The sequence below is a fragment of the Alicyclobacillus vulcanalis genome (assembly GCF_900156755.1).
GTDB classification, from domain to species: Bacteria; Bacillota; Bacilli; order Alicyclobacillales; family Alicyclobacillaceae; genus Alicyclobacillus; species Alicyclobacillus vulcanalis.
Map to the genome: position 1 here is coordinate 175,566 of NZ_FTOO01000003.1, position 24,870 is coordinate 200,435.

General features: G+C 63.1%; 18 protein-coding genes and 1 CRISPR repeat array. Of the genes, 3 read left to right on the forward strand and 15 right to left on the reverse strand.

The annotated features are described in order from the left end of the window. Positions 1–8 precede the first annotated feature (8 nt). The 5 genes from BW934_RS05085 to BW934_RS05105 all read right to left on the reverse strand — a co-directional run bounded on the left by BW934_RS05085 (position 9) and on the right by BW934_RS05105 (position 8,286). A complete protein-coding gene (locus tag BW934_RS05085; RefSeq protein ID WP_076345766.1) occupies positions 9–1,040 on the reverse strand; it encodes a LacI family DNA-binding transcriptional regulator in 1,032 nt (343 codons plus the stop codon). A gap of 24 nt (positions 1,041–1,064) precedes the next feature. Then, positions 1,065–1,964 carry a sugar ABC transporter permease gene (locus tag BW934_RS05090; protein WP_084182508.1) on the reverse strand — a complete coding sequence of 300 codons (900 nt, stop codon included), beginning with the start codon at positions 1,962–1,964 and terminating at the stop codon, positions 1,065–1,067. Next, the gene (locus BW934_RS05095; RefSeq protein ID WP_084182491.1) at positions 1,964–2,929 is read right to left on the reverse strand and encodes a carbohydrate ABC transporter permease; all 966 of its coding nucleotides are present in this window, start codon (positions 2,927–2,929) and stop codon (positions 1,964–1,966) included. Before BW934_RS05095 ends, BW934_RS05090 begins: the two co-directional genes overlap by 1 nt. Before the next feature lie 65 nt (positions 2,930–2,994). Next, positions 2,995–4,272: an extracellular solute-binding protein gene (locus BW934_RS05100; RefSeq protein ID WP_407639945.1), complete on the reverse strand. Its 1,278-nt coding sequence runs from the start codon at positions 4,270–4,272 to the stop codon at positions 2,995–2,997. A gap of 81 nt (positions 4,273–4,353) precedes the next feature. After that, positions 4,354–8,286, reverse strand: coding sequence for a glycoside hydrolase family 13 protein (locus tag BW934_RS05105; RefSeq protein WP_234969575.1), 3,933 nt, complete (start codon positions 8,284–8,286; stop codon positions 4,354–4,356). Between the two features lie 251 nt (positions 8,287–8,537). Between BW934_RS05105 and BW934_RS05110 the strand changes: the two genes are divergently transcribed. After that, positions 8,538–9,488 (forward strand): alpha/beta hydrolase, encoded by a 951-nt coding sequence (locus tag BW934_RS05110; RefSeq protein ID WP_076345770.1) that lies wholly within the window; start codon positions 8,538–8,540, stop codon positions 9,486–9,488. A 14-nt stretch (positions 9,489–9,502) separates the two neighbouring features. Further along, positions 9,503–10,255 (forward strand): pirin family protein, encoded by a 753-nt coding sequence (locus BW934_RS05115; protein ID WP_076345772.1) that lies wholly within the window; start codon positions 9,503–9,505, stop codon positions 10,253–10,255. A gap of 3 nt (positions 10,256–10,258) precedes the next feature. Here BW934_RS05115 and BW934_RS05120 read toward each other — a convergent pair whose 3' ends face one another. Next, positions 10,259–10,894 carry an NUDIX hydrolase gene (locus BW934_RS05120; RefSeq protein ID WP_076345774.1) on the reverse strand — a complete coding sequence of 212 codons (636 nt, stop codon included), beginning with the start codon at positions 10,892–10,894 and terminating at the stop codon, positions 10,259–10,261. A gap of 69 nt (positions 10,895–10,963) precedes the next feature. Here BW934_RS05120 and BW934_RS05125 point away from each other — a divergent pair, with 69 nt between their 5' ends. Beyond that, a complete protein-coding gene (locus tag BW934_RS05125; protein WP_234969576.1) occupies positions 10,964–12,157 on the forward strand; it encodes an MFS transporter in 1,194 nt (397 codons plus the stop codon). A 223-nt stretch (positions 12,158–12,380) separates the two neighbouring features. On the opposite strand, the gene BW934_RS05130 is transcribed toward BW934_RS05125, so the two are convergent. The 9 genes from BW934_RS05130 to BW934_RS15060 all read right to left on the reverse strand — a co-directional run bounded on the left by BW934_RS05130 (position 12,381) and on the right by BW934_RS15060 (position 24,741). Beyond that, on the reverse strand, positions 12,381–12,692 hold the full coding sequence (locus BW934_RS05130) for an ArsR/SmtB family transcription factor (RefSeq protein WP_076345776.1): 312 nt from the start codon (positions 12,690–12,692) through the stop codon (positions 12,381–12,383). 68 nt (positions 12,693–12,760) lie between these two features. Beyond that, positions 12,761–14,158 (reverse strand): MFS transporter, encoded by a 1,398-nt coding sequence (locus BW934_RS05135; protein WP_084182495.1) that lies wholly within the window; start codon positions 14,156–14,158, stop codon positions 12,761–12,763. A gap of 235 nt (positions 14,159–14,393) precedes the next feature. Beyond that, positions 14,394–15,347, reverse strand: a complete 954-nt coding sequence (locus BW934_RS05140; RefSeq protein WP_076345778.1) for a DUF979 domain-containing protein — start codon at positions 15,345–15,347, stop codon at positions 14,394–14,396. Beyond that, positions 15,344–16,051 (reverse strand): DUF969 domain-containing protein, encoded by a 708-nt coding sequence (locus tag BW934_RS05145; RefSeq protein WP_076345780.1) that lies wholly within the window; start codon positions 16,049–16,051, stop codon positions 15,344–15,346. Before BW934_RS05145 ends, BW934_RS05140 begins: the two co-directional genes overlap by 4 nt. 775 nt (positions 16,052–16,826) lie before the next feature. After that, positions 16,827–17,444: direct repeats of the CRISPR family, unit length 37 nt; unit sequence GTTGTTCCGCCGAGATCGTCGGCGGCCCTATTGAAGC. Positions 17,445–17,679: 235 nt separating this feature from the next. After that, positions 17,680–18,690 carry a type I-G CRISPR-associated protein, Cas3-extension family gene (locus BW934_RS05150; RefSeq protein WP_076345782.1) on the reverse strand — a complete coding sequence of 337 codons (1,011 nt, stop codon included), beginning with the start codon at positions 18,688–18,690 and terminating at the stop codon, positions 17,680–17,682. Then, entirely contained in the window at positions 18,665–21,691 is a 3,027-nt protein-coding gene (gene cas3g / locus BW934_RS05155; protein WP_076345784.1) for a type I-G CRISPR-associated helicase/endonuclease Cas3g, read from the reverse strand. The genes BW934_RS05150 and cas3g overlap by 26 nt, the downstream gene beginning before the upstream one ends. Further along, positions 21,666–23,183 (reverse strand): type I-G CRISPR-associated protein Csb2, encoded by a 1,518-nt coding sequence (csb2, locus tag BW934_RS05160; RefSeq protein WP_076345786.1) that lies wholly within the window; start codon positions 23,181–23,183, stop codon positions 21,666–21,668. The genes cas3g and csb2 overlap by 26 nt, the downstream gene beginning before the upstream one ends. Then, complete coding sequence (gene cas7g / locus BW934_RS05165; protein WP_234969578.1) at positions 23,180–24,400, reverse strand: type I-G CRISPR-associated RAMP protein Csb1/Cas7g; 1,221 nt, start codon at positions 24,398–24,400, stop codon at positions 23,180–23,182. The genes csb2 and cas7g overlap by 4 nt, the downstream gene beginning before the upstream one ends. Positions 24,401–24,594: 194 nt before the next feature. Continuing rightward, positions 24,595–24,741 (reverse strand): hypothetical protein, encoded by a 147-nt coding sequence (locus tag BW934_RS15060; RefSeq protein ID WP_200805716.1) that lies wholly within the window; start codon positions 24,739–24,741, stop codon positions 24,595–24,597. Positions 24,742–24,870: the final 129 nt, after the last annotated feature.

Consider the following 24,870-nt stretch of genomic DNA (forward strand, 5'->3'; position numbering starts at 1 on the left):
CCCCCGTTTCATGAGAGCGCGAGTGATCCCATTGGCTTGGCGCCACACGAGTACCGAACCACAAGCTCGTGGCCGACGACCACCTGCCGATGGAGGGGCTTGCCCCGTTCGATCTCCTCGAGCAAAAGCAGTGCGGAGCGCACCCCGAGCTCGTGCATGTGGACGCGCACGCTGGTGAGCGCCGGATGGGCAAGCTCCGCGAGGCGAATGTCGTTGAACCCGACAATGGCGAGATCGCCCGGCACGTCGAAGCCAAGTTCGTGCGCCGCGCGCATGCCGCCGAAGGCGAGCACGTCGTCCGCACACAGCACGGCGGTCGGCCGATCCGGAATGGCGAGCAGGCGCATCATTCCGAGATAGCCCCCTTGCTCAAGGAAAAAACTCGATACCTCGAGCCTAGGATCGGGCTCCACGCCGTAGTCGAGGAGAGCCTGGCGGTAGCCCGAAACGCGATCGATGGTGACGACGAGATCCGAGGCGCCGCCGAGAAAGCCGATGCGGCGATGCCCGAGCTTCAGGAGGTGGACGGTCGCGTCGTAGGCCGCTCGGCGGTTGTCATTGTTCACCCAGCTGATGGCCGTGGCGTCCGCCGGTCGCCCGAGCAGGACCGCTGGACAGCCGAGTTTCACCACTTCCTGCAGGACGGGATCGCCCCGCCGCGCGCCGATGAGCAGGACGCCGTCCACGCGCCGGCCGCGCACCATGTGATCGAGCGTCTCGACCTCGCTGCGGGCGGAAGTGGACAGCACGGTATCGACGCCGCGCTGGCGAGCGACCTCGGCCACGCCCGCCATCCACTCGGCGAAAAAGGGGTTGACAAAAAACTCCTCGGCGGAGGGCGGGATCAAGATGCCGATGGCGCCGGTTGAATTGGTCACGAGCCCGCGCGCAAAGGCGTTGGGATGGTAGTTCAGTTGCTCGAGCGCGGCGCGCACCTTGCGCTTGGTCTCTTCTGAAATCCGCGGCGAGTTGGCGAGCACGCGGGACACGGTGGATGGAGACACCTTGGCCAGTCGCGCAACGTCCTTGATGGTGGCCACCACGTTCCCCCCTTCCAAACGACGTCAGCCTTTGACCGATCCCGCCACCAACCCCTTCGTCAAATAGCGCTGAGCGAAGGCAAACACGATGGCGAGGGGCACGGCCGACAGCAGAGCGGCTGCAGCGAATTCTCCCCAGTTCTTCGCGAATTGTCCGCTGATCAAATTGTACATCCCGACGCCCAATGTGTAATTCCATGGGGACTGCAGGATGGTGCCTGCGAACATGTATTCGCTGAAGATCCCGACGAGCGTGAGAAAGAAGATCACGACCATCATGGGCGTGGCCAAGGGCAGCGTGACGTGGATGAATCGCTGCCACGTGCTCGTGCCGTCGATGACCGCCGCCTCATCCAATTCCTTCGGAATAGAGTCCATGTACCCTTTCAACAGCCAGATGTTGAACGCGCTCGTCCCGAGCATGACAAGCATGTACGAGCTGAGCATGTCGATCATGTTCAGCTTGGCGAGCGCGGTGTAGAACGCCGCGATCGCGAGGATGTTCGGGAACATCTGCAGCAACAACAGCGCCATGAGGCCGTACTTGCGACCGTAGAATCGCAGCTTGGCGAAGGCGAAGGCCGACATCGCCGTGATGAGCGACTGAACGACGGCCACGACGACGCCGACGAGCAGGCTGTTGCGGACCCAGATCCAGAATTGGCCGCCTTGGAACAGGGCCCGGTAGTTGGCGAACGACGCGTTGGACGGAAACAGGGAAAACGAGATGTACGAGTTGGACGGGTTGAACGACGCGATCACGACGAACCACATGGGCAACAGCACCATGACGATCACGCACCAGATGACGACCCGCGATACCCAGAGCGCCACCCGTTCGCCGGGCTGCATCGACTTTTTGACGGCCCGGGCGGGGCGGGATCGGCGCGCAGAGGCGGCCATGCTTTCGTGAGCCACGGACATCACGCATCCACCTCCTTGAACGCACCCGTGTAACGCATTTGCAGCCAACTGATGAAGGCGACGAGGATAAACAGCAGCACGGAAATGGTGGCGCCGAGATCGTACCGATTGAAGGTGAGTGTCATCTTGTAGGCCGCCGTCGCCAGGATGTCCGTCTGTCCCAAAAACGGGTTGTTGGAATTGGGTGGTCCGCCGCCCGTCAGCAGGTAGGATGCGTTGAAGTTATTGAAGTTGAAAGAGAAAGACGGTATCAAGAGCGGCAGTGAGATCCTCCACACGGACGGCATGGTCACGTATCGGAACTGTTGCCACCAGTTGGCCCCGTCGATCTCGGCCGCCTCGTACTGATCGGTCGGGATCGACTGCAGGGCCCCGAGGCAGACCGTCATCATATAAGGGAAGCCGGCCCACACGTTGACCATGATCACCGCGACGCGAGCCCACAGCGCGCTGGTCAACCAAGGAATGCGCGGCAGGCCAAAGACGCCGTGCAAAAGCGCGTTGATCTGGCCGTACTGGTCGTTGAGCAGCCCCTGCCACGCCAACATCGAGATCAGGTTGGGCACGGCCCATGGGACGATGAGCAGCGTGCGATAGAGTGTGCGCTCGCGCATGTGCTTGTTGTTCAGGAGCACGGCGAGAACGAGGCCGGCGAGATACGCGAGCACCGTCGTGCAAAGCGCGTACACCAAGGTCCAGACGAACGTCGGCAAGAACAGGTTGGACAGAGGATCGTGCGGGTTGAGCAGTTCCTCGTAGTTTTTGAAGCCGACAAATTGATACGACAAGAAGTGCATCTGATTAAAGTCTGTGAATGAAATGTAAATTGTGTACAAGATGGGCAAGATGCTCAGCACGCAGATGGTGACGAGCGCGGGTGTCAGGTATCCATATGCGACCCAGTCGATCCGGCGCTTGGTGCGCGCCGCGCGGCGAGACATGCTCATCTCCACGGCTGTTGCCATACGCTTACCCCCTAGTAAGGAAAGGAGCCAGCCACAGGCCGGCCCCTTCACAAACCCTGCCGGGTTCAGGATCCCTGCGCCATGATGCCTTTCTGCACGTTCTGGACGAAGTCCTTGCCGCCTTGCTCCGGCGAGACCTTGCCCCCAATGATGTTCTGCAGGATGCTCATGGCCTGCCACACGGCCTGCATCTGCGGGATGTTGGGCATCGGCACCGCGTAGCGCAGCTGTTCCACAAACGCCTTGAAGGTCGGGCTCGACTGCACGGGCGCCGACTTTTGCACGGACAGGAGCGCCGGGATCTGTTGCGAATCGCGGAAGTACATCTCCTGCGCCTGGGCGCTCGTCAGCGCTTGAACAAGGCTCCAGTCGGCCGCTTGCGTCTTCGACTCCTTGTTGACGAACGCTGTGATCACGCCCAAAAAGGGCGTGGCATGTTTGCCGTTGGGAAGCGTCGGCCACGGCGTCACGCCGAAGTCGATCTTCGCCTTCTCGATATCCGCCGTGTCCCACGGCCCACTGACGTACATGCCGATTTTGCCTGCCAAGAACTCCGCCTTCGCGATGGAGCCGTTCGTGCTCGGCGTCATCCAGTGGTATTTCGCCACCATGTCGCGCATGAGCGTGTAAGCCTGAACGGCGCCGGGTGTATCCAGCCCGATGTTGTTCGGATCAAGCGTGCCATTCGTGTCTTTGAACACGTATCCGCCATACCCGCCGATCAGCGCGTAGTCGAAGTAGAGGTTGGCCTGGTCATACATGAATCCGTGCGCCGTCGCATCCTTGGCGAATTGTGCCCACGTGGTGGGAGGCTGCGGCACGAGCTTCTTGTTGTAGTAGACGGCCGCCACCTGCACAGACACAGGCACCGAGTAGATGGTCCCATTCACCTTGACCGCGTCAATGGTGTTGGGCGCGTACAGGCTCGTGTTGATCACGCCGGCCGGCACCGGGGACATGAGGCCTTCCTCAGCAAAGACGCCGTTGTTGTCGTGCGGCATGCCGAACACGACATCGGGGCCCTTGCCGGTGCGCGCAGCCGTCGCGTAGAACTGGAAGCCCTTTGGATTTGAGCTCTGGTCGACCACAATGACCTTGTCACCGTGCGCTTTCGCCCACTGCGCCGCAATCTGCTTTACGTCCTGCAGTTCAGGGCCGGTTTGCCAAGACCAGACCGTGATGGTTTGCCCCTTCGGAATCGCGCTCGCTTCACCCTTTGCACTGGACGATGCCGCTTGCGAGGCGCTCTGCCCATTCCCCGACGTGCCGCAGCCCACCACGGCTCCTCCCGCCAAGACAAGCGCCGCGAGACCCGTCGAAACCATCATCCTCCGTCGTGCCACCATCATAACCCCCTCTGTGTGTTCATTGCGCAAACGTTTGCGCGATCAGTATAACGCTTTCATCTATTTGCGATCAAGAGTTTAGGGAAGTTTTCTCGCAGACATCGTTTGCATCACGCGATTCCCCGCGAGCGTCACCGTCAACGGGTCAGACACCGCCTGCCCATCGTCGTTTTGCGCAGCGACCCTGAAGGTCAGCGAAGTTCCCGGGTCGGGCGCGGACAGCTGAACGCGGACGACGCCGTGCGGCGCGCCTGAACCGCCTGCCGAATCTGCTTGCGCCTGCCCATTCGGCCCTGCAGGAACCTCTGCGACCGGTTCGTAAGATCCGTCCGGTTGCTCCTCGTAGACGACGTACTGGGTCGCGCCGACCACAGGCGTGATCGACAACACAACGTGGTCTCCCGCCACTCGGCCGGCCACTTGAGGCGGGCTGAGGCGTAGCGCCGGGACGTCGACGGGGAGCGAAAATCCGCTCGAGGCGGACATGCCGGCAGACCCTGCGTCGCCCGGTGACGTCACGGCTTGCACGACAAACATCTGCGCCGTCGCCCCGCGTTCAACGGGCAGGCTGAGAACCGTCGATGGCAAAAGCGGTCCGTCAGGAACCCAATGGCCGTCTGGGTTTTGCCGCCACACGCGATAACCTGTCGCGCCTTGCACGGGGGTCCACGCCAATTCGTTCTGCGAGCCGTCTTCCTGCAGGTACGCGACGGGCGCAGAGGATGGCGTGACGAGGATGGCGCCCTGGTAAGGCCCGAGTTGAACGGTTAGGGTGCCGTTTTGCACGGTGTACCACTGGTCGGTGAGCTCGTCGAGCATCTCGGTCCCGTCCGGAATCCAGCTCGACACCGGCAGGGTGACGGTCGTCGCCTGGTTCTCGTTGTTGAGCGCCACGATGGCCGTCGCATTGTCCGCAGGCTTCCCGAACACGTCGTGTCCGTCGCGAATCGTCCGCGCAAACGCATACACCATCCCCTGAGCATACAAAGGTTGAAAGTCCCCCGTCTGCAGCACTGGATTGGCGTCGCGGATGGCGCCCAGTTTGCGGTAATGGTTCAAAAGCTCGAGGTTTTGGTGATCCCAGGGATACGTGCGCCGATTGAGCGGATCTGAGTAGCCGGTGAGACCGGCTTCATCGCCGTAGAACACGGTCGGATCGCCCGGGAACGCAAACTGGAAATCGGAGACGAGCTTCAGCCTTTCGATGCCGAGCTCCTCATCCGCAGGCGATGGTTGGTACTCGTCCTGCTGGAGCGCCGAGAGGCTTCCAGGCTCGGGCGCGTTCTCGAGGATGGTCAGGATGCGCATCGTGTCCTGCGAATCGACCAGGTTCATCATGGCGTAGAACGACGGAAGCGGATACTCGCTGTACAGGCGCATCAGCTCTTGGTTGAACCCTTGAGCGTCCACCGCGTGATGCTGGACGTTTCCGTCGTTGTACGTGCCGCGGAAGAAGTCGATCACGGCGTTTCTAAACTGGTAGTTCATGACGCTGTCGAAGGTCGATCCCGTCAGCCAGTCCACGCCGTTGTCGTTCGTCGCGTTGTTCCAGATCTCGCCCACGATGGCCGCGTCGGGATCGATGGATTTGACCGCGCGGCGAAATCCGCTCCACCAGGCGGGGTTGAAGTTGCTGTTGTCCGCGGAGTCGAGGCGCCATCCGTCCGCACCTTCGCGCAGCCAATACCGCGCCACCGAATCGTCGCCCGCGTAGACGAACTGTTGGTACGCGGGATTGGACGTGTTCGTCAGAGGCAGCGTGTCAATGGAGAACCACCCGTTGTAAGGATTTGACGAGTTCCCCGTCCACTCGTACCACGAGTAGTACGGCGAGAGCGACGGATCGCCCTTGAGATACGCTTGCCACGCGCCTTCCGAATGGAAGTTGCCAAACTTGTTGAAGTAGACGCTGTCGCTTCCAGTGTCTTCAAACACGCCATCCAGGAGGATGTGGAATCCTTTCGCGTGCGCGGCACGCACGAGGTTCAACCAGTCCTGAAGCGTGCCGAATCCCGGATCGATCTTGAAGTAGTCGGCCGTGTCATACTTGTGGTTGGACTCCGCCTCAAAGACCGGCATGAGGTACAGCGTGTTGACGCCGAGGCTTTTCAGATAGTCCAGCTTGTCCTCGATCCCCTTCAAATCGCCCCCAAAGAAGTCGATGTTCCACTGGCCGTTCCCACGGAGCGCCTCGATCTTCGGGTCGGACGAGGGCGGGATGTTCGGATCATCGGGAGGCGAGTCCCACTGCTGGTGAAACTGGATGGGCCCGAGCGATTCACTGCCGTCGGCGTTGACGTAAATGCCCTTCTGCGTGTTCGGATTCTCTTCCGTTGCGATATCGCCGTTGTAGAATCGATCCGGCATGATCTCGTAAATCACGGCGTGCTTGAGCCAATCGGGCGTCTGAAAGCCCTGTTCGTACACGCTGATCTGATAGCTTGGTCCGTCTGGAGACAGGCCCACCTGGCCCACGCCTTCGAGTTGGGCGCCGTTGTCGTCGTAGTAGACCACCTGTCCACTGTCCGTGACCGTCTTAAATTGGTACCACATCGTCCCCGGCACCGATACGTCCGACGCAGGAATGGTCACGGTCCACCACGTGTAGTCGCTCGCGTCCGCCACGCCCGCCTCGCTTGCGATCTCGTCCGGCGCCGCATCGAGCGGTTGCATCGGAAGGTCGGTCTCCCCCGCCTTTCCCGCCGCGCCCCAAAGCCTCAGCGTGGCGCTCGTCACGCTGCGCGGAGCCCGCAGGCGAAGCGTGATGGGTGTGCCCGTCGGCACCGCCCCAAACGGAGAGCGATAGAACGCCTGGTAGGAGTCGTGATCGTAAGCCTGCATCCAGGCGGGCAGCGGCCCCACGATGAGCTCTGCACTCCGGTGGAAGGCGACATTGACCGCGCCGTCCGCGTCTTTGGCCACGGTGTCGATCTCGACGCGATACAGGCCATCCGGAAGTGACTGCGGCACGGTGAATTGCACCGAGTTCCAGCTCGGATTCTCGCCCTGCACCGTCGCGACGGTATCGCCCGACGAGTTCACGAAGGAGACCGTCGTCTGATTCGGCTGCGCTTGGCTTCCCGCGAAATCGCCGACCGGATCGGAGACGGTCACCGAATCCCCGGGGTTCGCCTGCAACGTCGAAAGCGACACCGATCCCACCGGCAGTGGAAAGTTGTTGTTGATGTCGTCGGACGTGTGCAACCCATCGCCGGAAAGGCAGGCAAAACTCGTGCCATCGTACAGATCAAACCGGTAGTAAATTGTCCCTCCTTGGGACGCAGGGATGGTGGCCGACCAGAGCTGATACGGCCCGAACGTTTTACCCGGCACCATGTCGATCTGGAAGCCTTTGTTCTGCGCCGTGTCCCAGCAGTTCAAGACCACCTTGGTCAGGTTGCCGCTGTAGGCCCTCAGACTGATGGTGACGTTTTCACCCGGTGCAGGGTCGGGATCGGACACGTAGGTCGGATCGTCCGACGTGTAAATGCCATCCCACTGCACCGTGCTCGCCGTCGTGTACGGCGCGACCTCCAGGCCCTGACCCGCTGGCGTCGAGACGGACGCCCCGCCGCTCTCCACGGTGACGGTGTACGTTCCGGCGCCCACGCCCGCCTCGCCACCGGGCAGGTTCAGTTCAATCGTGCTTGAGCCCTGCAACGCCGCGTCCTGTGTCACGTCGATCACGCCGTTTTGCGCGTTGGAAAGCGTGATCTTCCAACTCGACGGATCGAGCGTCACGCCGCTCACGGCGAGCACCACCTTCGCGGCCTCCCCGGCGCGGAACCCGTTCCCGCTCACAATCTGGACCTGGCCCTGGTAGGTGTCCGACGATGTACCGGCCTGAGCGGCTCCCGAGGCATTCGTGGCACCGGTGGCGTTCGTCTCTGCCGCTAGCACGGCGCGTTGGCCGCTTGTCGCTAGGCCGCTTCCAAACGCCACAAACGGAAGCCCCGCCGACATCACGACCGACGTCGCCAATCCCGCGGCGCCCTTCCACCGCACAGCCATCACGCTCCTTCGTACCAACTCTATTCGAAGGCCTGTGTGCAAACGTTTGCACTATGGCCTTCGCTCCGATTATACGCCCGGACTGTGGCGCGTCAATGGTCCATTGCGGCTGATTGTTGTCCTTCGCGAGAGGCCCGCCCTCCAGAAACCGCCGCCTCTATCCGTGGTGGAGGTAAAGCGCAGTTTCCCTCCACGCAGCCCCACTGTTAAAATGTAAGTGTATGTCCCATCGTTCAGAGGAGGCGATTGACGTGCCGCTCGATCCCGTCATTCAGCAGGTGCTTGATCAGCTGAACCGCATGCCTGCCCGCGACTACAGCACCCTCTCCGCATCTCAGTTCCGATCGCAACAATCGATGTTCCCGCCCGTGAAGCAAGAGCCCGTCGCGGAGGTCCGCGACATCGAGGCCGAGCTCCCCGGGCGCACGCTCAAGATCCGCATGTACCGGCCCGAGGGCATCGAGCCTCCCTATCCGGCGCTCGTGTACTACCACGGAGGAGGATGGGTCGTCGGCGACATCGAAACGCACGATCCCGTCTGCCGCGTGCTCGCCAAGGACGGCCGCGCCGTGGTCTTCTCCGTCGACTACCGCTTGGCGCCGGAGCACAAGTTCCCCGCCGCCGTCGAGGACGCCTATGACGCGCTGCAGTGGATTGCGGATCGCGCGAGTTCCTACCAGCTCGACCCCGGCCGCATCGCCGTCGGCGGCGACAGCGCCGGAGGCAATCTCGCCGCCGTCACGAGCATCCTGGCGAAGGAGCGCAAAGGCCCCGCCATCGCATTCCAACTGCTGATTTACCCGTCGACCGGTTACGATCCGGCACAGCCACCTGCATCCATCCTGGAAAACGCGGAAGGCTATCTGCTGACCGGCGGCATGATGCTCTGGTTCCGAGATCAATATCTGAACAGCCTCGACGAACTCACGCACCCCTGGTTCTCGCCCGTTTTGTATCCCGACCTGACCGGCCTGCCTCCCGCCTACATCGCGACCGCACAGTACGACCCGCTGCGCGACGTCGGCAAGCTGTACGCGGAGGCGCTCGAGAAGGCGGGCGTGAAGGTCGAGATCGAGAACTTCGAAGATTTGATTCACGGCTTCGCGCAGTTTTACAGCCTGTCGCCCGGCGCGACGAAGGCGCTCCTTCGCATCGCGGAAAAGCTCCGGGAGGGACTGGGCACCGGGCGCGAAGCGCACTGAAAGGAGGCGCTCACGTGGCATGGGTGAAGTTTCCTGGCGCGCATCGCGCGCCCCTCATGTTCTATGAACACGCGCGCATCTTCCCGTCGCGCACCACGCCGTACATCGACCCGTTTCTGTTGCTCGACCACTTTTCCATCCAGCACCCGGACGGATTTCCCGATCACCCGCACCGGGGCTTCGAGATTCTCACGTACGTGCTGCGAGGCGCCGTGGCACACGCGGACAACGCCGGCCACCAGAGCGTCATCCCCGCAGGCGGGGCGCAGCATGTGACGGCCGGCCGTGGCATCGTGCACTCCGAGATGCCGGGCACGGACGGGATCGACAGCGGCCTGCAACTGTGGATCAACCTCCCTCGGCGCGACAAGGGCATCGAGCCTGGCTATGAGGATATCCCGCCGGAGGCGCTGCCCGTCGACGAGCCGGCCCAGGGGGTGCGGCGGAAGTGGATTGTGGGCGGCGGATCGCCCGTGAAGACGCACCGGCCGATGACGTACCAGGACCTCGAGCTCGATCCCGGCGCGTCCTACACGCTCGAGGCCCCGCCGCATCACCAGGGGTTCGTCTTCGTGCTCGAGGGCGCCGGCCATCTCGGCGAAGAGGAATTGCCCATGCAGAAGGGCGATCTCTTCCTATGGCATCGCGCGCAGGACGAGTCGTTCGCGCCGACGCCCGTGCGAGCCTCGGAGGCGCTGCGCTTCGTGGCGGTGTTCGGCGAGCCCGTCGGCGAGCGCCCCATCTTCAACGGCCCGTTTGTCGACTGACGGTCAATCCGCGCCAAGAAGGAAGCGCGCCAGAAGCTCCAGGTAGGCGCGCGATCTCGGCACGAAGTCCTGCCACGTGGCGAGGCGAGTGTCGGTCGCGCGCCCGCCGGGCCAAACGCGGTAGCCCGAGAGGGTCGCGGACGCCCGGCGGTGAAAGGCGAGATCGAAAAAGTCGCCAACCGAAACCTCGTAGATGCCCGCGATCTCGTCGGGCGCTGGGTTCAGCTCATCGAGCGAGAGCCCTGGAGCGAGTGCCACGTACAGATGGTTGAACTCGCGGTCCCAGACAGCGCCCATTCGCGCCTCGTGGGCGACGACGCCGAGTTTGTGCAGCCTGTCGGCGGAGATGCGCAGGCCGAGCTCTTCTTCCAGCTCCCGCACGCCGTCTTCCGGCGCCTCGCCCGAGGAAAGGTGGCCGGCGGCGCTCACGTCGAAGCGCAAGGGGTGGGTGTCTTTGTCCGGCCCTCGCAGCTGAACCACCAGGCGCCCTTCGGGCCCTGGGCCTGTGGCCACCCAGGCGTGAAACGTCTGGTGCCACCATCCCCGCTCGTGTACCATAGAACGTGGCGCCGTGCCACAGGGAATCATTTCGGAAGTAAAAATATCGAGCCACTCTTCACGTCGATCATCCTGGTCCATCGTTGCGCCACCTCAATCCCACCGTACCACACGCGGCCATCCCGTGAAACAGCAGAAGGAGGACCCGCCGTGCCCGCATATGTATGGCTCGCATGCGGCCTGTACCTGATGAATGGCATGGCCACCGTCGTCTTCGGCGCTGTCATGCCCATCGCGCTGCACAGCCTTCACCGCAGCTACGTGTTCGGGAGCGATCTCGTCTTCCTTCAATTCGTCGGCTACTGGATCGGCGTGCCGCTCTCGGCGTGGATCGTTCGGCGCCTCGGCTATCGCACGGCCATCTGGGTATCGAGCCTGTCGACCGGCTTGGCTCAAGCAGGGCTCGCGCTCTGGTTGCGCCCTGGCCCGTACCTCGCCTGTTCATTGGTCAGCGGCGCCGGCATGGCGCTCATGCAGGCCACCGTCTCGACGTCCCTCATCGAGTGGTTCCCGAGCCGGCGGGCGGTGATCATGAGCCGCACAGAGGCCGCCTTTGGCCTCGGATGTGTGCTGAGCCCGCTCGGCGCAAGCGTTTGCATTGCACACGGCGCGTGGCGCGCGAGCTTCGCCTTTGTCGCCGCCGCTGCCTTGGCACTCGCGCTGGTTTCTGCATTCACGCCGATGCAAGCCACCGACCATCCCGGCGGCCCAAAGGACGCGCACACGGACGCCATTCACCTGACCGGCCGGCGCGATGGCGCCCTCGTCTTCGCGCTGTTCATGGTCTGCATCCTGGTGTACGTCGGCGTGGAGTCGTGCGTCAACAACTTCCTGCCGGCCGTGTTTGTCCAGCACTTCGGCGTCTCGGCCACCGCGGCATCCGTCACCGTCAGCACGTTCTGGGCGGCGATGGTGGTCGGGCGCATGGCGACGGGCTGGATCGCCCGCGTGCTGCCGTATCGCCCGTACCTCCTCCTGGCTTCGCTCGGCACGCTCGCGACGCTTGTGGCCATGGTCGTCACGCGCAGCCACGCCGTCGGGTACGTCGAATGTTTCCTGTTGGGCATCTTCATGTCGGGGATGTACGTGGTGACCCTGGTCTTCGCCAATCACGCGTTTCCCACGCTGACGGGGCTCGTGACGCGCTGGGTCACCTTCTTCGCTGGCCTCGGCGGCGCGACGCTGCCCTACGCCTTCGGCTGGGTCATGGCGAAGACGGGATCGCAGGCGGCGGACGTGTGCCTCGCCCTGTTTGCGGCGCTGCTTTTTGCCGTGGTGGCGTTCACCGGCGTCGTCACCAAACGAAAGTCGCCATCGCGGCCGGGCGTGCGCGCCGCAGGCTGACGCACCGCGTCGCGCCGCCGCGTCGCCAGAATCGAATGGCTCGAGGCGGCAACGGGGCGATGGCCCGTCAAGTTGGCCCCGAGCGCCGTACTTGGTCCCGGTCGGGCGGCGCGTGCGCGCCAGCGTGCAGCTGTGCAGCCTTGCATGCTACCGCTGGGGAAATTGTGCGAATCGCCGCAGAAGAGGAAAAGGCCACCGCCCATATGGACGGTGGCCCGAGGCCTCACGGGGTCTCTGCACAAGCTGCCCAATCCGCGAGCAGCGCGGACAACAGCTTCAGCTTGCGGCCATTCAGCCTGTAGATGGCGAAGCGCTCGTCGCCCGGATGGCGGCGAACCTCGACGAGATCGCACTCGCGGAGCTGCCTCATGTGATGAGACAAGGTGTTCTGCCGAAGGCCCAAGCGCTCGCTGAGCGCCGTGGCCGAGTGCTCGCCTTCCGCCAGCGCCCGCAAAATGCGCAACCGCTGGGGCTCGCTGAGGACGGCGAGACATCGCAAATGGGCATCCTCCGGCGCATCCAAAGTGTAGGGCACCGCGCCTCACCTCACGTCGGTTTCCCGAGATGGTCCGGCAGGGAGCGCCTGCGCGCCAAGCGCCCCAGTCAGCCTACGATGCTCTGGTGCGTTTTGGCGTGTGGCGCCACCTGAATCTCTTCGTTGTCCTCGAGCGAGCGCTGCTTCATCTCAGGCACCGCCACGATGGTCAAGAGCGCGCCAAGCAGCGCCACACCGGCCAACATCCCCATGGTGGTGCTCAATCCAACAGCCTTCAAAATGCCCGGTAGCACGAACGCGCCCAAGAACGCACCCACCTTGCCAGCCGCGGCCGAGATGCCGTGCGCCGTGCCGCGCAGGTTGGTGGGGAACGCCTCCGACGGCACGAGGAACGTCGTGGTGTTGGGTCCGAACTCGATGAAGAAGTAGCTCACCGCGTACAGCGCCAGGAAGAGGAGCGGCAGCTTCGCGATGGTCGGCACCAGGAACAAGGTGGCGTACGCCACGCCCATCACCACAAAGCCGAGGCTCTGAATGAACTTCCGGCCCCACTTATCCATCAGGTTGGCGGCCACAAAGTAGCCAGGCAGCGCCGCCACCATGAAGATGCCCGTCGCCACGAGCGTGGTGGTCACCAGGTGCGCGTGAGGCAACAGGGCCTTCAGAATGAGCTGGGACGAGACGCTGTTGCCGTAGAAGGCGACGTCAATCAGGAACCAGCTGCCCGCCGTGCCGAGCAGGCGGAACAGGTGCTTGCGCGTCCACAGGGACTGCTTGGCGATCACGGCCTGCTGCGCCCCACCCACGGGCGTGTGCACGGCATTGCCGGTAAGCTCCATGGCCGCGTTTGCCGCCGCATCGGCGTCCTGTTTCACAGCCATCAGGTAGCGCGGCGACTCCGGCATCTTGCGGCGCAGATAAATCACGGAAGCCGCAGGAATGGCCCCAAGCGCCAGCATGATGCGCCACGCGATGTCTTGCGGAATGCCGACCGACAGGAGAATCGACGCCACAAGCGGTCCGGCCAGCAGGCCAAGCCCCTGCATGGCGAACACCATGGTCACCATGAAGCCTCGGTTTTTGCGGTTGGAGTATTCCGTCATGATGACCGAACTCGTCGGATAGTCGCCGCCGACGCCCAGGCCCACGATGAAGCGGAAGATCACGAGCCAGATGAAGGACGGCGCACACGCGGAGAGAATGGCGCCCACGGCCAGCATGATGACCTCGAACCCATACATGGCCTTTCGGCCGAGCCGATCCATCAGCTTGCCGAAAAACAGCGCTCCGAGCGCCGCCGCAGCGAGGGATGTGCTATTCAAAATGGACAATTGCGCGGTGGACAGATGCCAGAGTGGCGTCAAAATGGCGGTGACAGTGCCGATGATGAACAGGTCATACGCATCGGTGAAGAATCCCATACCGGCGGTGAACATCGTCTTCCAGTGGAAGCCGTTCAGCCGACTTTCGTCCATGGCCTCGAGAACCTTCGAATTGACGGACACGCGAGTCGCCCCTTTTGGCTAGGTTTGGACTGCGACGGGTTCATGACTTGCCGCGATCGCGACAGGATCCATCTCGATTGTTTCAATCGACATTGATCCTTTCCGTCATCACATGCTACGCGTCATTTGTGAAGTGCGCGTGTTGGGATTGTGAAGAGTATGTAAAGGCGAAGGGAGGTCGTGGATCAAGCGCGATCCCGTCCCCACACGTGCAGGGCCGGGATCGCCTCGAAGTTCACCACTTGGCGACGGCGTACATGAGCAGAATATTGACCGCGAGGATGATCACAGCCGTGGGCCACTGCGCGCGAATGACGGCGTACTGGCTCCGCAGCCCGAGGAGCGCCGCAGGCACGATGTTGAAGTTGGCGGCCATGGGGGTGAGCAGCGTGCCGCAGTAGCCCGCGAACATCCCGATGGCGGCAACCCGATCCGCATCGACGCCGAAGTGCCCGATGATGAGCGGAATGGCGATGCCGGCCGTCATCACGGGGAACGCGGCAAAGGCGTTGCCCATGATCATGGTGAAGACGGCCATGCCCACGCAGTACGCAAAGACCGCCCAAAACAGCGAGTGGTGCGGAATGACGCGATTGGCCATGCGCGCGATCACGTCGCCAACGCCGGCCGAGGCGAAGAGGGTGCCGAGCACGGCCAGCATCTGAGGCAGGACGGCGGCCCAGCCGATGGCCTCGATGAGCCGCCTCGCCTCGCGCAGGGACGCTACCGGCGAACTCCGCGTGATGAACCAGGCGGCGATGAGCGCAAGGGCGGCGGCCAGGCCCAGCGCGACCAGCGTGACGTTGGCCGGATCGAGCAGAGCCGTTCCCGCGAGACGGACGCGCCCGAGCCCTTCGACGCCAGCGACGGTAAGAAGCGGGATGAGTACGGCGGGAATGAACAGCCGATTTCCGAGCCTCTGGCGGCTCGCCTCGCGTTCCACCGGGCTCGCCTCGCGGTAGCTGCCCGTGCGCACGCCGCCGAAGCCCGCGAGAAGGACGATGGCGATCACGACGAGGCCGAGGACGAACGAAGGCAACACGTCGGCCAGGATGAACGCGAGGCCATAGAGCAAGTAAAAGAGCCCTGTGGTCATGCGGCGCGGGTTGGCGCGATCGCGGAACGTATACAGGCTCGACAGGACGAGGATGAGGCCGACGAAGTCATAGACGTACTGCACGCGAATCACGCGTGAACCCCCTCTCCCTGGGCGGACGAAGCCGTCGGCCCGTTCGACAGCAGGCGCCGCAGGCGCCGATCGAGCAAGTACAGGCGCACGCTGTGCACGATGAAGACCGCGATGGCCGTCGGCAGCGCCCAAAGGCCCATGAGAATGGGCGTGCTATGGATGTGGAATTGATTGAAGACGCCCTTCATGAGGAGCACGGCGCCGACGGCGACGAACACGTCCTCGCCGAAGAAGAGGCCGACGTTGTCCACCGCCGCGGCGTGGGCGCGGATGTGATCGCGGACGTGATCGGGCACATGACCGTATGCGGCCTCGGCGGCGCCTTCGGCCATGGGCGCGACGACGGGGCGCACCATCTGCGCGGGCCCGCCGATGGAGGTGAGGCCGAGTGCGGCCGCCGCTTCGCGGATGAACAGGTAGACGTTGAGGATGCGGCCTGTCGTGGCGGCGCGAATGTTGGCCACGAGCCGCTGGGCCTGTTCTCGCAGCCCGTGCCGCTCAAGCAGGCCAATGACTGGCAGCGTGGCGACAAAGACGGCCATGTACCGATCCTTCGCGAAGGCCGCGCCGAACTGCGACAGAATGGCATAGAGCGACTCATGCGCGAGCAAACCGGTGACGATCCCGGCGACCGTAACCACGAGCAGCGGATTGACGCGGAGAGCGAATCCGACGATCACGACAAGGACACCGATGAGAACCATGAGGCCATCTCTCCTACCCAGTTCGAAATGAGCGCTTGGTTGATGAAGATGCGCAGGTGCGCCCGGCGCACGAACATGCGGCGCGGACGTGACGCGTGTGGGACGTGACAGGTGTGCTGGCTGGGAAAACTGCGAGTCGCGAAACATCTCCTTTCGTGCGGAATGGGGCCGTCCTCGGGGCAAGCTGACCATCGCGCGAAGCCCCGCGCGGCGAGGAGGGACCGACGGGAATGGCGGTGGATCCGCCTTTGGCAAGATGCCCACGGCGTGAATGCGCGCGCGGAGAGCCTGGAAACGATGGCGACGCCAGCTTCGAGACCGAAGCGATGTCGCGCTGAGCTGCTGCCCGCACATCGCCAGACGCGAGCGGCAACGGCGTGTCGGCGCCCGTAGAGCGCAAGGTACTGCCATCCCTCTACCTCTGCGACCTTGCGACCACGGCGGCGGGCCCGACATTCGGGTACCGGCTGCAGGTACCGAGGCACATCCTCAAGATGTGGGTACCGATTCGCCGCGAATTGTAGAGAATCCTGCATCGATTCTGTACGAAACGTGTGAAGTGGATGGATCCGGGTTGGCGGCGGGCGCGCGAACCTCTATCGTCGGCGAAAACCCCGGGGGTTCGCGCGATCTGAAAAAGTCGCACGGGGACTGGATTTTTGGCAGGTGAGAGGCTATGATGAGGGTAGTTGGAAAGTCTGCGCAGGGTGCGCCGCGGGTAGGTTCGCGTTTTGCGGCCGAGAACCCGCGCCAGGACTGGGCTGTAGAGGATGGAGTTGTTCCGCCGAGATCGTCGGCGGCCCTATTGAAGCCCGGCACACCAACAAGCGTTTTGGTCGTCATATCCCGGTTGTTCCGCCGAGATCGTCGGCGGCCCTATTGAAGCCTAAAGATCCCTGTAAAGCTGATCAGTCTCTAATCCGTTGTTCCGCCGAGATCGTCGGCGGCCCTATTGAAGCAGAATTGCGGCGAATTCCCAAACAATGACATGGAGTTGTTCCGCCGAGATCGTCGGCGGCCCTATTGAAGCGTCACCCCAGACGTCGCATGAGCGGCGAAGACCGGTTGTTCCGCCGAGATCGTCGGCGGCCCTATTGAAGCATTGCTAAAGCTGCCAACAGGTACAGACATCGAAGGTGTTGTTCCGCCGAGATCGTCGGCGGCCCTATTGAAGCAATAAAAACCATGTGCCTACCCGTAGGCCTTGTCCAGTTGTTCCGCCGAGATCGTCGGCGGCCCTATTGAAGCTCAATCCGACGAAGTTCAAGCAACTGATACATCGTCGTTGTTCCGCCGAGATCGTCGGCGGCCCTATTGAAGGGCCAGAGATCCTTTCTTAAAGGCGATGTCACTGCCGTTGTTCCGCCGAGATCGTCGGCGGCCCTATTGAAGCCACATCTTTGAAGCCCGAAACCTACTTCCGATGTTTGTACCGCCTTGCGCGTTGATCCGCCAAGACAGTCGCCACCCGGGCTAGACGCCCCCCTCTGAGCGTCCTCAGTCCCAAATAGAAAGGCCACCGCCAGTCTTCCGCGCCTTCACGGACAAACCGCCGATGGCCATTTCGTCGTATTTGCAGATCTGACTCAACCCACTCGTCCCAGCTGATTTCTGGCCGTTATCGCTCGTCAGGTCGCTTCTACGAAGCGAGGCTGGGCTCGCGTAAAACTAAAGTACTTTTCGATTTGAATCCGCCGCGAAACCATCACCTGTTCCACGCCCATGTGGCGCAGGCCGTCGCGCAATCCCGGATGAGCAAGCATAAAGCGAATCGCCGCGAGAGTCGCGGGAGCCCTCCAGATAGGCCACGCGAGTGTAAACCCATCTTTGTCGTAATGACCTCCGACGATCGTCAACCAAGTGCGATCTGCCCGATTTCTCGGTGCTCCACTGAGCACGGATATGCCGATGGCCGCAAGCCGGTTGGCCCCGTACTGCGCCCCCAGCTTGTACTTGGGGTCCGTCGGGTTTCCTGGCATGAGTGCATATCGTGCGATTTCGTTGGGATCCCAGCGAAACGAAGACAACATCGTGTCGTCTCTCCGCCAAGGGCGAAAGATGGTTTCCTGAACGTACTGTTCAGGCTCTTCCCCCGCACCGACGCGCCCTTTGTCTTCCAGCTCGTCCGGCGTCCTTGATCGCGGCACATCTCGTAGGCGCTTCAGAAAGTGTTGATGACCTTGCCCGAACAATAGGCACACGGGTGTGGGCGCAATCCGCGGGGATTCCGATTTCTTGCTTCGCTTGCCCTCCACCGCCCCGTCACTCATGAGTGCGGCTAGGAGATCCGCCCGATAGCGTTGATGCGGATCGGCCTTCGCGATTGCCTCACTCAGTATTACGCGAGCCTCTTGTTGTGTGTAATTTAAATCCGCGTGATCGCCGAAGTCGTGATGGTTGGCCAGCTGTGCGATCCCGTCCACGGCCCGTTTTGCGATCTCGTCTTCCGTAGCACTGCGTCGGACCACAAGAACCGGGCGCAGAGGCGCGGGCGCCCACCGGACGCGAGGATACAGCCGTTCGCTTGGCTCGCAGTCGAGATCGGCAGCTTCCAAGGCGCGCAAGAGGCCGAGGAGCGCGAAGAACGCAAGCGGATTGTCGGGTTCGAGGCCCTCAAGTCGAAATTCGTGAGCTGTCACGCGTGACCCCCCTCATCCTCTGCTCTTCCTCCGATACCCTGTGGTCGGCAAGCCGCAATACCGCTTCCAGATACGCGAGTCCCCAAACGCCGTAGCGCGCCTTCAGCAATTCGTACAACCCAGCCCAATCGACGCCGTGCCAGTCATACGCGAGCGACTGCGGCCCGTCCGAAGGTGCCATCTCCACGGCATATCCGAAAAGCGTTCGGGAGTACGGCTCGCCTGAGGACGAAGCCGGATCGTCGTGCGGAAAGAACGGGCGACCGTATCCGTGGTGTGTGCCAACTAACCACAGGACAAGTTCCGGATCTCCCGCTTCTTGGAATCTCGGGTGCCGCGGAGCAAGCGACACAGACAGCGCCTCGTGTCGCCAGCGATCTGGCAGCCCGACATCCGCACGCACATGATAGGGCAGCGGTCTGCCAGACTTGGCGAGGAGCGGGGCGTCCATGTCCGGGCCGAGCGGATCGCCAAAGGCCAAATACGATTGAAACCGACGATCCGCCTTCCCGAAATCGTGAAAGAGGCCGGCAAGCTCGAGATCGCGTTGGATGGACTCGGGCAGGCCCACGGCCCGCGCGAAACGCAGAGCCGCCTCTGCCACGCCCTGGCAGTGAGCCTCGAGCTCGACCGGCACGCCGGTGATGGACCCAAACAGATCATCTTCCGTCGCGGGAACAGCCGAAAGCGCGTCGACGCCATCCGCTGCCACACCCCGGCGCGCTTCCAGCACCACGCCGATGGGGCGACCTTGTGCATCGCGGCCGTAGATGTCGAAGAACGCCTGAACGCGCCCGCGCGCCGCGTCGAGCCTCATTAGGCTAGCTCTCAGGTCGTCGTCGAGCTTGAGCTCAAGGAGCCCATCCCGCACGTCACGCCAATCACCAGCCTCCGCCTCAGCGAGGATGGCGGCAAGCCGCGCTTCGTCCTCCTGGGCAACAAGCCCAGGAGCCACGCGCACGGTGAAATAGCTTCCTTGGAACGGCAGGTTCGCCTGCAAGCCGAGATCACGCACCGGCGCTGTCTCCTCTGGGTTCCAACCGTACGCATCCAACCCGCCGTAGCTCGCAGGCAACACGATGGTGTCACCCGGGCGAATGTCGTTTGCGGAAATCCATGCCGAGGTATCTTCGTTGCCCGTCCAACGGAAAACTTCGCGCGAAGATGCGCGATCGGCATCCAAGTCCTCGTCCTCCATCTGGGATGCGACATCCGCGAGGTCGGCGTCAGCGCTCGATCCCCGTCGGAGCCACATCTTGACCGCCCAAACGGGCAACTCGACGGCTTCCGTCGATCTCGGCAACACCAACTGAAGCAGCGCGAACACGGCGCGATGGCCAAGCACCCTATGAATATCCGCTCGCCAGATGACGCTGACGGCGTCCGGCTGCCGCTTCGGGCCGTGCAAGTACAGTGAGACCTCCGGATCCGCGGCTGGCACAGGACTCGTGCATGCGAGCAGGTCCACATGCGCCGGCATGAGCACGGGCGCGTCCTCTGTGGGAGAGAGCGCCTCGTCAGGAACCGGATCGGCCTTGACAAAGCTCTCAAACGCCGCGAGGCCAAAGTCGACTGTAGGCGCCTCCCCCCGGCGGCCCGCCTGCGCATGGCGCTTCAGATACGCCCACGCTTCTGCAATCGCACCACCGTAGACCGGATCGTCCGTCCTCGAAGACAGGTCCGTGGGCGTCGCCACAATGGCGCCGAGGCACGGCGTGGGTCGGCCAGCCCGGTTCAAGCGCCCGAACCGCTGCCTCAGTGCGTCGATGGGCGCAGCGTCCGTGATGACGGCGTCGAGATCGATGTCGATGCCGACTTCGATGCACTGCGTGGCGACAATCGCTATTGGATGCTCGAGATCTCGCCGTTCAGGCCATGGGCGCGTGCGGATGGGCGCTAGTTGGCCCGTCAACCATGCATCCCGATCCAGAGGACGCGCGGGACCCATCAAGAGCATCGGCGTCCAGCCATCCGAGGCGAGCTCTGCGCGAAGCGCGTCAAAGACAGCGCGGGCCCGGCCCACGCGATTCACGACAATGGCGATAGCCGGACGGGGGACACCGTTTGCCTGCAAATACTGCGCCGCCGTGCGAAATTCGTCGATCAGCGCCTCCACGCGCCGGTTCTCCTCCGCCTCGTCCGCCTCCTGCAAAGATTCTTCCGGCGCGGACTTGTCCCTGGCCGTCTTCTTCTTGAGCTCTATCAATCGCACGGGCTTTGTCGCCGACCAGCGGGCGCTTAAAATCGGGTGTTCGAAATCTTCGTCCTCCAACTCGAAGGCCTGATTCACACCCGGTTGCGGCGTCGCCGTCATGATGGTGTACCCCCATGGCAACTTGATGGTGGTATCCGTCCGCCACCGCGGCCCGTTGTACATGGCGACCCAAGACAGCGTCTGCCGAAGCGGTTCCGCCAAATGCGCCTCATCGACGAACAAGTGACAGTCGGCGCCAAGGAGGCCTGCGTGCACGGGCTTCATCGCATCCGAAACACCGTATCCGCGAAATAAGAGGCGCGAACCCACCTGATCCACCGTGGAACAAAGCACCGTCGGCTGGATCGGCGTGCGCGCCCAATCGTCCTCGCGGGGCACACCTCCGCGCAACCGTCGAACCACGAGAGGATGCGAACTGCCGCTCAGCTCCCGAAGCCTCGCCGCCACGCGCGCGGACACGGAGTCGGGCTCCGCCGCTTCCAGATTCTCCGCCAAGCGTTTCGCATGTTGATAGGCATCGTCGACCACGAGCCTTCGGTCGACAATGAACGCCAGACGCATGGGTGCCCGCCGGTTCGCCCCCGCATCAGCCTCCAGAGCGAGGTAAAACACCGCGATGTCGATCACGGTCGTCTTTCCGGACGACGTCGGCAGTTTCAGGAGTTCCGGCCACGCTCCGGTCTCAACGAGATGGTCGAACAGGCGAACTTGCCAAGGAAACGGCTGATACCCATGGACCTCCTGCAGAAACGAAGCGAACTCAGAGCGATCCAAGGGCGTGCTCACTCGACTCACCTCCATCCGGCAAGGGTCGGCAGAGTCCGAGCCCTAGGTACCGGCCCGCGCCGAGGATCACAGGGCCCGAAACGGGCTCCGCGAATTGGATGATGGCGTGCGTGATTGGCCGCCCTTGAAGATAAGGCGGGACTTGCCATCGGAGCCAAGCTGGCCGCTTGCGGGAGCGGAGAACCGAAGGCACGCCTTCGAAGGCCGAGTGGTCGGTTGCCAGAACGACCGGCACCGGGCGGTCCAGCCCCTCGACGCGTATCTCCTCCAAACGCGGCAAGCCGACATGCGCACACGCGCGGGCCACTTCGTCCATGACCTCTAGCACGCTTGGGGCTCGTCCCGACTTCACATGGCGATTCAACACCATGGGCGTCACCGTTGCGAAGATGCGGCTCGACGAAGCGACGTAGAGGGCCGGATCGAGCGAGCGCTTTGTCGGCTGTAAGGTCGGCGAGAGCTCCATCTCTCCCATGTCGAGCTTGACGCGCAACACGCGCCGCCCTCGCCTTTCATCGACAGGACAAATGGCCCGGAGCGCTCGAAGCCAAGTTTCGTTCCGCAAAAGATCCACCTGCCTTGGCGGCACAAGCGCAAAGCCCAACACGCGGCCATCCGCATGCGAAAACCCGGCGAACGGCAGAGGCACGATGGCGAGGTGAGCCTCGTGGGCGGGCTCGCCGTGGACTGTTCGGCCGCTCACCACTTCCGAGACCGGCGCACCTATCGCGCGATAGCCCTCGACGACGCGGTCCCGAATGGCCTGGGAGACCAACGCAGCAGCACGGATATCCGGCATCAGTCCCCCGACGTGCTCGAGAACAAGCCAAGTGGTCGAAAACAAGGAGGCGGGCTCACCGCGCGTCGCAGTCTTCGCTCTGGGAAGGACCCACTCCCCCACCCGGGGACGGCGGCCGGCCTCAAACGACCGAATCAGCTCGGCCATACGCCCGGCATACACCCGGCGCAGAGGCTCCTGCGCGTGATCGGGCACGGGCTTATCCGTCAAATACACCCGGCAACGCGTCAAACTCGAAGAATGGCCCACGTACGCCGTGTCCCGCGCGAGCGCATCAAGCGCCGACACCCATCTCTCCGTCTCTCCATCCGCGCCCACACCATGCCACAGCAGCCTGACCGTGGGAGAGACGGGCCTCACGGTGATGAACCGGCGCGGCTGGCGACTCCTGTAGTCGGAGATGTTGTCAGAAGCACGGCGCATTTTGACCGCCGACCTATCGTTGGGCGGCACATAGGTCACATAGGAGGTGCGTTGAAATGCGCTCGTCGCCTCAATCCGAGGAGGCTCCAGTGCCTCCAGCCATTCAAGCGCCAACCGCTCCTCAGGCCGCTGCCCCCGATACGCCCAGGTCGCCACGAGGGCGGAAAACACTCGGTCTGGTTGCGGCGGCCAGTCGGGCGCCTCGCTGTCTGGATGCAGCGCCGCAACCGAGCTGCCCGACAGAAATTCGATCTCCAAGACGAGCGTCACTTCTCTTCCTCCGCCTCTCCACCTTGGCCGGACAGCGCCAACTTCTGGCTCTCCATCACGATGGCGACGAGCTTGTCCTGCGGCACGAGGCGAATGGGCTCTCGCCTGATCCGGAACCCTGCGGCCTCAGCCCGCGCGAACGTTTCCTCGTAGAGCGCACGAGCCCCTTGCAGATCCAGCTTCAGGGTTTCCGTCGATCCGTCCGGGTGGACCACCTCCAGAGGAGCTGGTTGTTCGGGGACGAGATCGCAGCGCGACCGAAGCGCGTACCCGTGGCGGTCCTGTTCCAGCATTGCCAAGAGCCCCAGTGCCGCGAGCAGGACTCGTCCAGCGCGATCCCGTTCGTCCCCTCCAAAGCGCAGGCGGCGCAGCCCTGCGAAGCTCAGCACGAAGGTGTGTTCGAGATGATCGCAGGTGATGCCCAACGGATTGACCGACGGGGTGATATTGCCGTGGTTGATCTCCGACGGCCGGACCTTCTTTGCACCCTTGCCCGCTCGATCCGGCACGACATCCCAGTTCGTATCGCTCTTGTACACCTCGACCTTTCGCAAAATGCCCAGCGGATCGATGCGGCTGCCCGTGCGACGGCCTGCTGTGCGCACCACAAGAGTGCCATCCCGACGAGGAATCTCTTCTACTGGTACGCGGATGGCGACAATCTCGGAGGTAAGGCACCGCGCGAACTTAGCACCGAGACCGCCGCCGCTCCCTGTGGAGTGCCAAGCCCCGAAGACGAGCGCCGTGGGCGAGGTCTCGAGCAGCGCTGTGGCGTTGGAAGGACTGGCCTGAGCAAGTCGCAGACCCACCTCGCTCTCCATGAAAGGTTTTCCGTCCAGTAAGCTGTCACGCAAAATGGCGTCATAGATGCGGTGTGGCGCCTCAAGGGACGTGATCTCGGTTAAACCGAGAAGGCCGCGATCGCGGAAATCCACGACGACATAAGGGACGGGCAATCCGCCTTGGCGCACGACTTCCAGCAGGGCCTCCTCCATGCGATTGGCCTGCGACTGGACGCTGTCGACAAGCGCGCACCAGACCTCCTCTCCTTCAATCATGCGGCGCTCGAACACATGCTTGGGCGGATCGTTCTGGAATTCACCAGGATACGTGGACGGAAATATTTTGTCCCCTTTACCGCCTACCGGCTGCAATCGCTGCCGACGCCGAATTGCTGCGTCTTCCATCACCATTTGCTCAAGTGATTTAACATTCACCAAAAGGACCGCCTTCCTTTCCCACCGAGTGCTACGAACATCGGAATTCTCAAAACCCAACGTTTAATTTCCATCATTCGACGTCCCATGCAGTTTCCCTCCATACCCCGTCGCAGAGACGCAGGGATGTTGACCCCCATAAAAACAGCCCCGGGCATCCCTCGCCCAGGGCTCGATCTCCACGCCCGCGCAACTCAGTACGCGCCGTACACGCCCGCGCCCGTGCCACAGCCACAGCTCGGTGCGGCTGCGACGCCAACCGCCGGCACCAAGAGGAAGAACAGAACGAAGATAATCAGAAACACCACAGCCCAGCGCGTGTACCCGCCAAACGTACCCATGAACCCTACCCCTTTCAAGCAAGATGGTCCATCGTACGCCGAAGCGCCACGCGCTACTGACGACACCAGCCCGCTCCGACCTCCGCGGTTGTCCGTATCACGCACCTAACACCGCTCTCACTGGCCTTG